This is a genomic window from Streptomyces sp. NPDC048349 (genome assembly GCF_040651925.1).
GTDB lineage: Bacteria > Actinomycetota > Actinomycetes > Streptomycetales > Streptomycetaceae > Streptomyces.
The window spans coordinates 1-13,757 of the sequence record NZ_JBEZLA010000032.1 but is presented as its reverse complement, the minus strand read 5'-3'; the positions used below and the strand labels follow the sequence as shown (position 1 = coordinate 13,757).

9 protein-coding genes and 1 pseudogene are annotated in these 13,757 nt (G+C 73.1%); 4 read left to right on the top strand and 6 right to left on the bottom strand.

Annotated elements, in window-relative coordinates:
• Positions 1-14 precede the first annotated feature (14 nt).
• Both AB0D44_RS18785 and AB0D44_RS18780 read right to left on the bottom strand, forming a co-directional pair.
• Positions 15-1,952, bottom strand: a complete 1,938-nt coding sequence (locus AB0D44_RS18785) for a GAF domain-containing protein (RefSeq protein WP_362591843.1) — start codon at positions 1,950-1,952, stop codon at positions 15-17.
• A gap of 67 nt (positions 1,953-2,019) precedes the next feature.
• Positions 2,020-3,423, bottom strand: coding sequence for an MFS transporter (locus AB0D44_RS18780; RefSeq protein WP_362592000.1), 1,404 nt, complete (start codon positions 3,421-3,423; stop codon positions 2,020-2,022).
• A 236-nt stretch (positions 3,424-3,659) separates the two neighbouring features.
• On the opposite strand from AB0D44_RS18780, the pseudogene AB0D44_RS18775 reads away from it, so the two are divergent.
• Together AB0D44_RS18775 and AB0D44_RS18770 are read left to right on the top strand one after the other, a co-directional pair.
• Positions 3,660-3,848 (top strand): annotated as a pseudogene (locus AB0D44_RS18775) (hypothetical protein); the annotation flags it as partial.
• The gene (locus AB0D44_RS18770) at positions 3,838-5,346 is read left to right on the top strand and encodes an SDR family oxidoreductase (protein ID WP_362591840.1); all 1,509 of its coding nucleotides are present in this window, start codon (positions 3,838-3,840) and stop codon (positions 5,344-5,346) included. The pseudogene AB0D44_RS18775 and the gene AB0D44_RS18770, both read left to right, overlap by 11 nt.
• A 25-nt stretch (positions 5,347-5,371) precedes the next feature.
• Here the strand turns inward: AB0D44_RS18770 and AB0D44_RS18765 are convergent, their stop codons facing one another.
• Positions 5,372-7,852: a SpoIIE family protein phosphatase gene (locus AB0D44_RS18765; protein ID WP_362591837.1), complete on the bottom strand. Its 2,481-nt coding sequence runs from the start codon at positions 7,850-7,852 to the stop codon at positions 5,372-5,374.
• 177 nt (positions 7,853-8,029) lie between these two features.
• Positions 8,030-8,815: a 3-hydroxybutyrate dehydrogenase gene (locus tag AB0D44_RS18760; protein ID WP_362591834.1), complete on the bottom strand. Its 786-nt coding sequence runs from the start codon at positions 8,813-8,815 to the stop codon at positions 8,030-8,032.
• A 299-nt stretch (positions 8,816-9,114) separates the two neighbouring features.
• Here AB0D44_RS18760 and AB0D44_RS18755 point away from each other — a divergent pair, with 299 nt between their 5' ends.
• Positions 9,115-9,294, top strand: coding sequence for a hypothetical protein (locus AB0D44_RS18755; protein WP_362591831.1), 180 nt, complete (start codon positions 9,115-9,117; stop codon positions 9,292-9,294).
• A gap of 39 nt (positions 9,295-9,333) precedes the next feature.
• On the opposite strand, the gene AB0D44_RS18750 is transcribed toward AB0D44_RS18755, so the two are convergent.
• Positions 9,334-9,996, bottom strand: a complete 663-nt coding sequence (locus AB0D44_RS18750; RefSeq protein WP_362591828.1) for a response regulator transcription factor — start codon at positions 9,994-9,996, stop codon at positions 9,334-9,336.
• A complete protein-coding gene (locus tag AB0D44_RS18745) occupies positions 9,971-11,143 on the bottom strand; it encodes a sensor histidine kinase (RefSeq protein ID WP_362591825.1) in 1,173 nt (390 codons plus the stop codon). Before AB0D44_RS18745 ends, AB0D44_RS18750 begins: the two co-directional genes overlap by 26 nt.
• A gap of 175 nt (positions 11,144-11,318) precedes the next feature.
• Between AB0D44_RS18745 and AB0D44_RS18740 the strand changes: the two genes are divergently transcribed.
• Complete coding sequence (locus AB0D44_RS18740; RefSeq protein ID WP_362591822.1) at positions 11,319-13,589, top strand: MMPL family transporter; 2,271 nt, start codon at positions 11,319-11,321, stop codon at positions 13,587-13,589.
• The last annotated feature ends 168 nt before the right edge of the window (positions 13,590-13,757 follow it).

The following is a 13,757-nucleotide window of genomic DNA, read 5'->3' as shown; positions in this document are numbered from 1 at the left end:
CGCCGGCAGGACCTTCAGGAGCTCGCGGGGGGCGTGGTCCCGGCTTCGCCGACCGTCGACACCTGGTGGATGCGCAGGGCGAGTTGCAGTTCCAGCGCCCGCTCCGGAAGGTTCCAGTCCCGTCCGAGGAGGCGCCCGATGCGGTCCAGGCGCTGCACCACCGTGTTGACGTGGACGTGCAGCGCCGCCCGGGTCTTGGCCTGGCTCATGCCGAGCGCGAAGTAGGTCCGCAGGGTGTGGGTGAGGTCGGTGCCGCGCTTCGCGTCGTAGTCCAGGAGCGGGCCCAGGGTCTGGCGTACGTAGCCCCCCAGGTCCGTCTGGTCGCCGAGCAGCAGTCCGACGAAGCCCAGGTCCGCGAGGGCGGCGCCGGTCCCCCGGTGGCCCAGGGCGTGCAGCGCCGCCAGGCAGCGGCGGGCTTCCGCGTGCGCCTCGGCGAAGTCCGGCGGGTCGCTCACCGGGCGTCCCGCCGCCCCGACGGTGACCGGAACGGCCACGGCCTGGCCCAGTTCGGCGGCGAGGGAGCCCGCGCAGGTGCTGGGGGTGTCGGAGGGGCAGATGAGGACCACGTCGTCGTGGTGCTGTCCGGCCAGCCCCTTGCGCGCGTGCGCGGTGCGGGCGGCCGCGGCCAGCAGTCGCGGGCGGGGGACGGCGTCGGCGTGCAGCACGAACACCGCGTGCGGCTGGCCGAGGTTCACGCCGAGGCGGCGGGCCCGGGCCGACAGGCCTGCGGGGTCGGCGGCCCGGGTGAGGAGGTCGCCGAGCAGTTCGCCCCGTACGCGGTCCTCGGTCTCGGCGACCGAGCGGCGCAGGAGCAGCAGCAGGGCCGTGACGACACTGGCCCGTTCGAAGAGCCTGCGGTCGGCGTCGTCGAGGTCGGCGCGGCCGGTCAGGGCGATGCTGCCGAGGAGTTCGTGGCCGGCGAGGACCGCGCAGACCCAGGTGCCCTGGACCGGGACCGCGCGGCCGCCGGCCCGGGAGGCGGCCACGGCCTGGGGCGGCGGGGGCTGCGGGTCCGCGCCCGCCCGCGCGAGTTCGGTCCCGTCCGCGTCGTGGATGAGCACGCCGCCTTGCAGGACCGCGCCGATGGCGGTCGCGACCTCGGTGATCCCCGCTCCGCGCAGCACCAGATCGGTCAGCCGGTCGTGGGCGTCCTCGGCACGCCTCATGGCCCGGCTGTGGGCCTCGATCGTCTGGGAGGCCGCGTTGAGCTCGACCAGCGCGGTACGGGTCTCCTCCAGGAGCCGGGCGCTGTCGATGGCGATGGCGGCGTGGTCGGCGAGCGAGGCGAGCAGGGCGACCTCGTCCGGTGTGAAGGCGCGGGCGGTGCGGTCGGCGGCGTAGAGGACGCCGATCACGCGGGTGCCCAGGCGCAGCGGGACCCCGAGGATGGCCCGCAGCCCCTCTTCCGCGACGGCGCTGTCGATCGTGGCGGTGTGCTTGAACCGGGGGTCGTCGCGGTAGTCGCCGGTGGTGTAGGGGCGGGCCGTCTCGGCGACCAGCCCGCCCAGGCCCTCCCCCATGCCCAGCCGCACCTGCTGGAAGGCGGCGGAGACGGAGCCGTCGGTGACCCGCATGTAGGTGTCGCCCGCCTCGTCGTCGTTGAGGGACAGGTAGGCGACGTCCGTTCCGAGGAGGAGTCTGGCCCGGTGGACGATGGCCCGCAGGACCGCGTCCAGGTCGCGCAGTGCCGCGAGGTCGCCGGCGGTGTCGAAGAGGGCCGCCAGTTCGGCCTCGCGGCGGCGGTGCTGGCTGAGCGTGCGGCGGATGGCGAGCGCCACGTGGGCGGCCTCGGCGATCTCCTGCGTCCGTGCCGTGGACAGCCCCGCCTGCCGGGCTGCTTCGGCCGGCCGCGCGAAGTGCTCGGCCGGCGCGCCCTCGGCCAGCAGGTCCAGCAGCTGTCGCAGCGCGGTCCATGCCGCGCCGTCGCCGGGGCTCTTCGCGGTGGTGGGCATGTCGGCTCTCCGTGGTACGGGGCCGGCCGCCGCCCGCATCGGCGTCGGCGGCCGGCGGGGGGCCCGGCTACTTGCCGGGGGACGTCAGGCCGGCGTCGGCCCCGGCCCGGCGGCTGCCGGGAACCGGCACCGGGGTCGCGCCGTACGACCGGGCCAGGTTACGCCCGCGCGTTTCCCGGGCGGCGAGCACGGTCGCGCTCGTGACGAGCGCCGCCGCCGCGAGGTAGATCGAGATCGGCAGGGAGGAGTCGTAGTCGTCGAGCAGGGCCACCGCGATGATCGGCGCGAGGGCCCCGCCGATGATCGAGGCGAGCTGGGATCCCATCGAGGCGCCGGAGTAGCGGACCTCGGTGTCGAACATCTCCGAGATGAAGGCCGCCTGCGGTCCGTACATCGCGCCGTGGAAGAGCAGCCCGATCGTGACGGCGGCGGCGATGACCGGGAAGGACTTGGAGTCGAGCATCGCGAAGAACGCGAACGCCCAGCCGGTCATGCCGAGCGAGCCGATGAGCGTGACCGGGCGGCGGCCGATGCGGTCGGACAGCGCGCCCCACGCCGGGATGGTGACGAAGTGGACGGCGGAGCCGATCAGGACGGCGTTCAGACCGGCGCTCTTGGACAGCCCCAGGTGGGTGGTCACGTAGACGAGGAGGAACGCCGTGATGACGTAGTAGGAGATGTTCTCGCCGAGGCGGGTGCCGATCGCGGTGAGGACGCCCCGCCAGTTGGTCCGGAACACCTCCACCACGGGCGGCTTCTCGCCGCCGCCGGTGCCCGCCGCGGCCTGTTCGGCGGCCTTGGCCTGCGCTTCGAGGAAGAGCGGGGTTTCGGAGACCGACACCCGGATCCACAGGCCGATCACCACGAGCACCCCGGAGAGCAGGAACGGGATCCGCCAGCCCCAGGCGAGGAAGGTCTCGTCGGACTGGACCGCGGCCAGCAGGGCGAGGACGCCGGTGGCCAGCAGGTTGCCGCCGGGGGCGCCGGCCTGCGGCCAGGAGGCCCAGAAGCCGCGGTTCTTGTCGTCGCCGTGCTCGGAGACCAGCAGGACCGCGCCGCCCCACTCGCCACCGAGCGCGAAGCCCTGGATCAGGCGCAGCAGGGTCAGCAGGATCGGCGCGCCGACACCGATGCTCGCGTGGGTGGGCAGCAGGCCCATGGCGAAGGTGGCGCCGCCCATCATGACGAGGCTCAGTACGAGGAGCTTCTTCCGGCCGATCTTGTCCCCGTAGTGCCCGAAGACCAGGCCGCCCAGCGGGCGGGCGGCGAACCCGATCGCGTAGGTGAGGAACGCGAGGAGGGTGCCGACCAGCGGCTCGCTGCTGGGGAAGAACAGCTTGTTGAACACGAGCGCGGCCGCGGAGCCGTAGAGGAAGAAGTCGTACCACTCGATGGTGGTGCCGATGAGGCTGGCGCTGATGACGCGCGCGATGCCCGAGCGGGCGGGGGCAGCCGATGCGGGGGAGACCATGTGCACCACTTCCAGGTGGTCGCGGGGGACGTGACGTGTGGGGCACAACGTAGAAGCCCCCTGGCCGACGGCATATGTGGCCGGCCATCACAATCGGACAACCGCACATGTGCCAAGCGCCCACCCCATACGGCCAAAGCCAGAGCCGCAGCCGCAGCCACAGCCCCAGCCGGGGCGGACGTTCGCAGGGGCGTGGGCCGGGGTGAAAAAAGGCGACCTTGGTTTTCCGGTGACGGCCTATTCTGATCATCACCGGCGGGCGGAGCGACGTGCTGCGCGTCCGCCGTGAGCACGGCTTCCTCCTCGCCGGCGGCGCCCGGCTGCCCTGTGCTCCGCGCGGCCCGGTCTTCCGGTGCGATGAACGCCACCAGGCGGGGGAGAGCCGCGGACGACCCCTCACACGTAAGGCACCCCATGGACAGTGAGCGCATACAGACCTGCCTGGACCTGCTGCACCAGGCACGGCAGCTACCGGTGGACGATGCGCAGCGCCGCCTGGTGGAGCAGGCTGCCGGCGAACTCGTCCGCGACGGCCGGCACCGGCGCCGTGCCGAGGCGCGCGCGGAACGGGCCGCGGCCGACGCGAAGCTGCTGAGCGCCACGGCGATGGGCGCCCCCGACCGCGTGATGGACGCCGCTCTGTCCGCCCACACCCCGCCCGAACGGGGCCTGTCGGTCCGCGAGTACGTTCAGCTCCGCCCCGGATCTTCCGCGGCGCGACGGCTGCCGGACCGTACGCCGCACGGTGAGCGTCCGTCACGGCTGCTGAACCGCCCCCAGCGCTGCTACGTCTGCAAGGACCACTACCGGCACGTCCACGACTTCTACCACCTGCTGTGCCCCCCGTGTGCGGACGAGAACCTCGCCCGCCGCACGGCCCGCACCGACCTCACCGGCCGGCGGGCGCTGCTGACCGGCGGACGCGTCAAGATCGGCTTCCAGGTCGCGCTGATGCTCCTTCGGGACGGCGCCGAGCTCACCGTGACCAGCCGCTTCCCCCGGGACACGGTGCGCCGGTTCGCGGCGGCCCCCGGCGCCGCGGACTGGTGGCACCGGCTGCGGATCGCCGCCCTGGACCTGCGCGATCCCCGGCAGGTCCTGGCCTTCACCGACCGCCTGCTCTCCCAGGGCCTCCCCCTGGACGTTCTGATCAACAACGCGGCGCAGACCCTACGCCGCTCCCCTCGGGCGTACACCGCGCTGTCGGCCGCCGAAGCCACCCGCGCCCCCGTGCCACTCACCGCGCCGCAGATCTGGACCGCCCCGGGATTTTCCGTACCGGGCCCCCGCACCACACCTCTGCCGTGGACGGCGGAACTCGCCCGGCGCCCCGGGGCGCCCCACGCCCTGGCCGGTACCGCCCACACGCCTGATGCCCCGGCAGCCGCCGCACTGCCGCAGGAGGCCGTCGACGAGGCGGGCCTGCTGCCCGAGACGGCCGCCACCAACTCCTGGACCCTGCGTCTGGGACAGGTCGACCCGACCGAGCTGCTGGAGGTCCAGCTGGTCAATGCCGTCGCCCCGTTCCTCCTCGCCGACCGCCTGCTCCCCCTCCTCGATGCCTCCCCGCACCCGGACCGCTACCTGATCAACGTCTCGGCAGTCGAAGGGCAGTTCACCGTGCGCAACAAGACCGGCGACCACCCGCACACCAACATGGCCAAGGCCGCCCTGAACATGCTCACCCGCACCAGCGCCGCCGACCTGGCCACCCGCGGCATCCACACCTGCAGCGTCGACACCGGCTGGGTCACCGACGAGAAGCCCCTCCCCGCCCGGGACCGGCACGCCGCGACCGGCTGGCGCCCGCCGCTGGACATCGTCGACGGTGCTGCCCGCATCTACCACCCCATCGTGCAAGGGCGGGCCGGCGCACCCGTCCACGGCGTCCTCCTCAAGGACTACCGGCAGGTCCCCTGGTGATCCCCGGACCACATGGTCCCCGGTGTCACCCGTCGAGCGCGAGGATCGCCGCAGCCGCGGAGTGCCCCTCCGCCCCCGTGGTCAGGGGAAGCTCCGTCCAGACGGTCTTGCCGACCCGGGTGTAGCGGGTGCCCCACCGTTCGGTGAGCTGGGCCACCAGCAGCAGACCGCGCCCGCCCTCGTCGGTGGTGCGCGCCCGCCGCAGGTGCGGGGCGGTGCTGCTGCCGTCGGAGACCTCGCAGATCAGGCTGCGGTCGCGGATGAGCCGCAGGGTGACCGGCGTGCCGCCGCCGTACCGGTAGGCGTTGGTGACCAGTTCGCTGACGACCAGTTCGGCGGTGAAGGCCATCTCTTCCAGGCCCCACCTGGTCAGGGTGGCCTCCGTCAGGTGCCGTGCCCGGGCGGCGGCGGTCGGTTCCGCGGGCAGTTCCCAGGAGTCGACCTGCTCGGGGGCCAGCACGCGGGTGCGGGCGAGGAGCAGTGCGACGTCGTCGCGCGGGTGCTCGGGCAGCAGGGCGTCCTGTACGGCCGTGCAGGTCTCCTCCAGCGAGCGGCCGGGCCGGGAGAGGGCTTCTCGCAGCCGCGAGAAGCCCTCGTCGAGGTCGCGGCCGCGGTCCTCGACCAGACCGTCCGTGTACAGCGCCAGCAGGCTCCCCTCGGCGAGTTCCAGTTCTGCGGCCTCGAACGGGAGTCCGCCCAGGCCCAGGGGCGGTCCCTCGGGGAGGTCGGGAAGGCTCACCGTGCCGTCGCAGGCCACCACCGCGGGAGGCAGGTGGCCCGCCCGGGCCAGGGTGCAGCGCCGGGAGATGGGGTCGTAGACCGCGTAGAGGCACGTCGCACCGACGATCTGCCGGCCCTGCGGGCCCCCGTCAGCGGGCTCCTGCTCGTCTGCCAGGCGGCTGACCAGGTCGTCCAGATGGGAAAGGACCTCGTCCGGGGCGTAATCGAGGCTGGCCAGAGTGTGGACGGCCGTGCGCAGGCGGCCCATGGTGGCCGCCGCGTGCAGACCGTGGCCGACGACATCGCCGACGACGAGGGCGACGCGGGCTCCGGAGAGGGGGATGAGATCGAACCAGTCGCCGCCGACCCCGGTGGCGGGATCGGCCGGCAGATAGCGGTGCGCGACCTCGACCGCACTGTGGGCGGGCAACTCCCGCGGCAGCAGGCTGCGCTGCAAGGTCAGCGCAGCCTGGTGCTGCTGGGTGTAGCGGCGGGCGTTGTCGATGCACAGGGCGGCGCGCGCGGCGAATTCCTCCGCGAGCGTGACGTCGTCCGACTCGAACGGTTCGGGCCGCTCGGCCCGCCACAGGCTGAGCAGGCCGAGGAGCAGACCGCGGGCCGTCAGCGGTACGACGATCAGGGAGTGAGCGCCCAGGGCGAAGGCGCGCCGGGTGCGCTCCGGATCCTGGAAGTACCAGCCGGGGCTGCTCTGGAGCACTGGTTCGAGGATGGGCTGCTGTTCGGCGAGGCACGTGGCCTGCGGGGTACGCGGGTCGAAGCGGAAGACCTCTCCGGCGGAGTACATCACCTGCAGTGCCTCTGCCACGACCGAGTGGACGGCCATCCTGCGGACCAGTCCGCGCGCCTCCTCGGTGCTCTCTTCGCCGCGGGCCACCGGCTCCAGAAGGTCCACCGAGACGGCGTCGGCGAGGTCGGGGACGGCGACGTCGGCCAGCTCCCGGGTGGTCTGGCCGAGGTCCAGCGTGGTGCCGATGCGGGCGCTCGCCCGGTTGAGCAGGGCCAGCCGCCGCCGGGCGCGGTAGCGGTCGGTGACGTCCTCCACCAATTGGGTGACCCCGAGGATCCCGCCGGCGGGATCCTCCATCCGGAACGCCGACACCGACACCACCCGCTCGTTGCCGGGGTCGCTCCTCAGGCGGCAGGGCTGCTCGGTGAAGATCAGGGGTTCGCCCGTCGCCAGCACCCGTCGCAGCCGCGTCTCGATGGTCTGCAGGTCCGGACCGATGAGGAAGTCGCCGATCCGCCGGCTGCGCATCTCTGCCGCGGGAAGGTCGGTGAACCGTGCCAGCGCCCGGTTGATGCGCAGGATGCTGAGGTCGGGGGCGTGGACGGACAGACCGATCGGGGAGCGCCGGAACAGACCGTCCAGGACCGACCGGTCCGTCTCCCACTGGAGCACCTCGTCGGCCGGGGCGACGACGAGGAACCACTCGCGGGCCGAGCCGGCGCGGATGACGGCGCGGGCGCGGAAGCCCAGCTCCACCCGTCGCCCGGTGCGGTGCAGGACGGGCAGGACACCGGACCAGCCCTGCTCGCGCTCGCACGCGGCCACGGCGTCCCGCACCGCTCCGCGGTCGCCGGGATCGAACAGGAACTCGATGGCCGCCTGGCCCAGCACCTCCTCGGGCGGGTAGCCGAGGTGCTCCTGTGCGCGCTCGCTCCAGCCGACGATCCTGCCGCGCTCGTCCAGCACCGCCGAGGCCGAGTGGTGCAGCGCGAACGGGTCCTCCGGCACCTCGCCCCACCCCGGCGCTGGTGCGTCCATCGCTACCACCCTTCGACCTTCCGAACGGAACGCTCAGCGGGCATTCCCGCAGCGGCCACCCAGGGTGATCAGACACCAAGGGCGTGAGCGGACGGCTCAGGTTCAGTATCGCCGCGCCGCTGCACGTCGGCAGAGGTCGTTCACGGTGCGGCGGCGCAGGGCCGCGCGGAGCGGTGTTCAGGCGGCCGTCCAGCCGCCGTCCAGCGGGATCGAGGCGCCGGTGAGGTAACCGGTGTGGGGCCCGCAGAGCCATACGGCGACGGCCGCCACCTCCTCCGGTTCGATCAGCCGCTTGAGCGCGGAACGGCTGAGCATCACCTCGCCGACCACCCGGTCGGCGTCGATGCCGTGGGCCGCCGCCTGGGCCGCGATCTGCCGTTCCACCAGCGGGGTGCGCACGTAGCCCGGGCTGACGCAGTTGCTCGTGATGCCGTGCGGAGCGCCTTCGAGGGCGGCGACCTTGCTCAGGCCCTCCAGGGCGTGCTTCGCGGCCACGTATCCGGCTTTGAACGCGCTGGCCCGCAGGCCGTGGACGCTGGAGATGTTGACGATCCGGCCCCAGCCGCGGGCCCGCATGTGCGGGAGCGTCCGGCGGAGCAGGAGGAACGGGGCGTGGACCATCACTTTCTGGATGAGCTCGAATCGTTCCGGGGGGAACTCGGTCAGCGGCGCCACGTGCTGGAGGCCCGCGTTGTTGACGAGGATGTCGACGTCGGCCGGCAGCCCCTCCACGAGCCCGCCCTGGGCCAGGTCCACGACGTGCGGGGTGCCTGCGATCCGCTCGGCGACGGACGCGGCCGCCCGGGCGTCGACATCCACGACGTGGACGCGGGCCCCGGCCGCGGCCAGGGCCGTGGCGCAGGCGCGCCCGATACCGCTGCCGGCCCCGGTCACCATGGCGGTGCGGCCCGCCAGGTCGACCCCTGCTGTCCCGTCGAGCGCGGGAGTGTTTCCGCTTGTCATGGCCGGAATCATGGGCGATGTCCCCGCCCCCCTCCCATGGGTCTGCCCACCACAGTCGGCTCCGCGCATGTGTCGGTGACCGCCAGTGGTCACGGCCGGGGCCCGCAAGGAGAGGGGTGCGGCCGGAAGCGGGACGGGCAGGTTCGCGCTTCCGGTCCTCCAGGGCACCCCTGCCGACTCCCCCACCCGTCTGATGAGAACGGTTTGTGCGTACTCGTGGGTATCACGACCCGAAGGGGCCGGGATTTGATACTTCTGGACCAGTCCGTGTGCACACTGCCCGCGGGAAGGACGTGACCATGCTCGATTTTCTGCGCCCCAAGACCGTTGTCTGCCCGTACTGCCGGGCCACCGACAAGGAAGGGGTCGCGCGGACCCTGAGCGCCGTGGCGGGCTCGCTGTCGGTGACCTGGCACACGGCGTCCTGCCCGCACTACGCCGCCGACCTGATCCTCGCCGACAGCGAGCGCAGGCCCTAGGCCGCGTATCGGGTCGTGATCATCGGGCCCTGCACCCGCTCAGGTTCCGGGGAGGATACGGCGCGTTTCGTAGGCCCACATCGCGATCTCGACCCGGTTGCGGGCGCCGAGTTTGGCCATCAGGCTGGCCAGATGCGTCTTCACCGTGCTGAGGCTGATGTGCAGCGCATCGGCGATCTCGGTGTTGGTCAGCCCGCGAGCGACGGCGAGGAGCACTTGCTCCTCGCGGGCGGTGACGGGGGAGACCGGCTGGGCCACGGGCCGGCCTGCGGGCAGGTCCGCGAACGCCTGGAGCAGACGGACGGTGACGCTGGGCGCGATGAGCGCCTCACCGCCGGACGCCGACCGTACGGCCTGGGCCAGAAGGTCCGGCCCCGTGTCCTTGAGGAGGAATCCGCGGGCGCCGGCACGCAGCGCGCCGTAGACGTACTCGTCGAGGTCGAACGTGGTGATGACGACCACGGCCAGCGGGTCGGTGACGCCCGGCCCGGCGACCAGCCGGGTGGCCTCGAGCCCGTCGAGTACGGGCATGCGGATGTCGAACAGGCAGACGTCGGGGCGCAGTTCGCGTGCCAGACGTACCGCCTCCCGCCCGTCGGCGGCCTCGCCGACCACCTCGATGCCGGGCTGCGCGTTCAGTATGATCCGCAACCCGGTGCGGATGATCGTCTGGTCGTCAGCGACGAGGACGCGAATGGACACCGCTCTCGCTCCTCGCTCTCGGCAGTTCGGCATCGACGTGCCAGCCCCGGTCGGTACCCGGGCCGGCTCGTAGTGTGCCGCCGAGCAGCGTCGCGCGCTCGCGCAATCCGGTAAGTCCGTATCCGTCGCGACTCCGGCCGGTGCGCCGTCCGTTGTCGCGCACGCTCACCCGTACCGTGTGCCGTTCCGCGGCGACCCGGACGACGACCTCGGTCGCGTCGACCGCATGGCGCAGCGCGTTGGTCACCGACTCCTGCACGATCCGGTAGACGGCCGCGTCCACGGCCGGGGGCAGCGCGTCCAGTTCGCCGTCGATCCCCAGGTCGACCCTGAGGCGACCACCCGGGGTGCGCACCAGGCGCTCCAGATCCGCGACTCCGGCGGGGGGCGCCAGCTCGGCGCCGACGCCGCGGTCGCGCAGCGCGGCGACCATGGCGCGCATTTCCTCCAGCGTGCGCGCCCCTTCCTCCTCGACGCCCTCCAGCGCCTCGACGGCGGCGGACGGGTCGGTGCCCGCGAGCACCCGGCCCGCCTGAGCGATGATCACCATGGCCGAGACGTGGTGGGCCACCGTGTCGTGCAGTTCCCGGGCGAGCTGCTCGCGCTCGCGGGAGCGCACCTGCTCCAACTGCCGCTCGCGAGCGGTCACCCGGAACCGCACGGCAGCCCCGACCACGCCGGGCAGCAGCAGGAAGACGAGGCCCACGACCTTTTCGACGACCGGGGTCTCGTCCATGCCGACACACAGCGCGCCGACCGCGAGGATCACCGCGCCGCCCAGCACGATCTCCCGTCCCGATCCCCACCGGGGCAGCGCGTACACCAGTACGAGCACGACCGCGCCGGTGTACAGGCCGACGGGCTCGCGCGGTGCGGCGACGAGCGAGGCCACCGGAAGCAGGCTCACCGAGCCGAACGCCAGAGTCACCATCGCCAGCGGGCGGGTCCGGCGCCACAGGGGCAGCAGGCACAGCCATACGGCGAACACCACCGCCACCGGCCGCCACACGACGTTCTCGCGCAGGGTGGCCTCCAGCACCACACCCGCCAGCCCCGCAGCGAGCAGCGCCCAGTCCCGCCGCACCCGGGCGGGCGCGCCGGGCGGCCGGGGTTCGGTCCACAGGGTTCGCAGGTCGTCTCGGAGCACGGTTCTCAGCCTAGGGACCGCGGCGCGGCGCGCATCGGCCGAAAGGACGGGTCGTCACTCCGCCCCGGGGCCGACGGATCCGCGGCCCGCGGGCCGATGCCGCGGAGCGCCGTGGCGACGAGCCTCGGTATCGGCGGCCGTACAAGGACGGCCGACGAGGTGGTTGGAGGACCCGATGCTCTCGAAAGCCCTGTTGCGCCTGGGCGGGGGCGCTGCCCGCCATCCCTGGCGGGTGATCGCGGCATGGCTGATCGCCGCCACGCTCGCGGTCCTCGCCGCCGTCGCCTTCGGCGGGCGTACCGCGGACTCGATGACCGCTCCGGGACTGGACTCCCGACGGGCCGCGGAACTGATCGAGCGGGCAGGCACCGGCCAGGAGGGGATGACCGCCCACGTGGTCGTCACCCCCCTCGACGACGGTGCGACGTTCTTCGGCGACGACGGCGCGCGCACCGCTCTCACGCGGCTGCGGGCCGAGGTGACGCGGCTGCCGCACGTGCTCGCCGCGAGCGACCCGGCGGGGGCGCTCGACACGGGCGGGGACACCGCCGTGCGCGGCGGCCTCGTTTCGGCCGACGGGCGGATCGCGGTCGTCCGGGTGCAGTACCCCGACCAGAGCCGGCTGTCGGCCGAGGACCTCGACGCCCTCGTCGGTCTCGGCGACCGGCTGCGCGCCGAACTGCCCCTGCGCATCGAGATGGGCGGGAACCTCTTCTACGCCTTCTCCGACCCCAACGGCGGCGCGAGCGAGCTGATCGGCCTCCTCGCCGCGGCCGCGATCCTGTTCCTGGCGTTCGGTTCGCTCGTCGCCGCCGCGCTGCCGATCGGCATGGCGGTCTTCGGGCTGACCGTCGGGGTCGCCACGATGACGGTACTGGCGGGGGTGACGGAGGTCCCCACCTTCGCACCGGTCCTGGGCAGCATGGTCGGGCTCGGAGTGGGCATCGACTACGCGCTGTTCGTGCTCGCCAGACACCGGGAGTACCTCGCGTGCGGGCTCGATCCGCAGGCGGCGGCCGGACGAGCGGTGGCAACGGCTGGGCGGCCGGTGGTCTTCGCCGGCGGCACCGTCGTCGTGTCGATCCTCGGCCTGGCGGTCGCGGACGTGCCGTTCATGACGGTGGGCGGGGTTGCCGTCTCGATCGTCGTCCTGACGATGGTGCTCGCGTCGGTGACGCTGCTGCCGGCCTTCCTCGGCGCGGCGGGCCCGCGGCTGGGCCGGGCCGGCCGGGTCGGCCGGGCTCTGCAGAGCAGGAAGCTGGGCCGACTCGCACGGCGGAGGGACCCGGCGGCAGACGCCGCCCGCGCCGCCGGGTGGCGGCGCTGGCTCGGGCACGTCGGCCGGCACCCGCTGCCGTACGCGGTCGGCGCCGCGGCGCTGCTGCTGACGGCGACGCTGCCCGTGCTCGGCCTGCGCGTCGGCCTGCCCGACGACGGCTCACTGCCCCACAGCCGGACCGAGCGCCGCGCGTACGACCTCGTCGCCGAGGGATTCGGCCCGGGCACCAACGGTCCCCTCGTCATCGCCGCGGACCCCACCGGTGATCCGGGAGTGCTGGACCGACTCGTCGGGGCGGTCGCGGCGGATCCGGGCATCGCATCCGTCGCGCCGACGCACATCGATCGCGCCACCGGCATCGCGACCCTCGTGGTGTTCCCGACCACCAGCCCTCAGGACAAGGCCACGGCCGACACCATCGCCCGGCTGCGCACCGACGTGCTGCCCACGGCGATCGGGGACGGCCCGGCCAGGGCCCACGTCGGCGGCGCCGCCGCGAGCCTGTCCGATGTGGGCCAGCGCACCAGCCAACGCCTGCCGGCGTTCGTCGCCGCCGTGCTGGCGATGTCGTTCCTGCTGCTGATGCTGGTCTTCCGCTCGATACTCGTACCGCTCAAGGCGGTACTGCTGAATCTGCTGAGCATCGGCGCGGCCTACGGCATCATGGTCGCGGTCTTCCAGTGGGGCTGGGGAGGTGCACTCATCGGACTGGAAGCGACGGTTCCGATCGTGTCGTTCATCCCGATGTTCCTCTTCGCCATCCTGTTCGGCCTGTCGATGGACTACGAGGTGTTCCTCCTCTCCCGCGTGCGCGAGGAGTACCTGCGCACCGGCGACAACGGCACGGCGATCGTCGAGGGCGTCTCGGGCACCGCCCGGATCATCACCTCCGGCGCCCTCATCATGGTGGCCGTCTTCCTGTCCTTCGCCGTCGCCGAGGACCCCTCCAGCAAAATGTTCGGACTCGGCCTGGCCACCGCGATCTTCATCGACGCCACGGTCGTACGCATGGTGCTGGTACCGGCGACCATGACGCTCCTCGGCCGGAGCAACTGGTGGCTGCCGAAGTGGCTGGACCGGATGCTTCCCCGCGGCCCGGTCGGCACCGACGACACCGACGCGGAACCCACGGGTGAGGCCCCGCGTCCACGGCTGGTCGACCGTTGACCCCACCCCTGCCCGCCCTTGGCGTCCGGCACCTCAGCGCTGTGCTGTGAGCTTTGGTCACGACTCGATAGGCGCTCTAGGGGGTGTCTGACGGAGGTCCGTGGTGAAGGAGCGGTGTCCGGTGCGTGCTCTCGGCGTGCCGGCCGGATGCCCCCGTACTGGACGTAC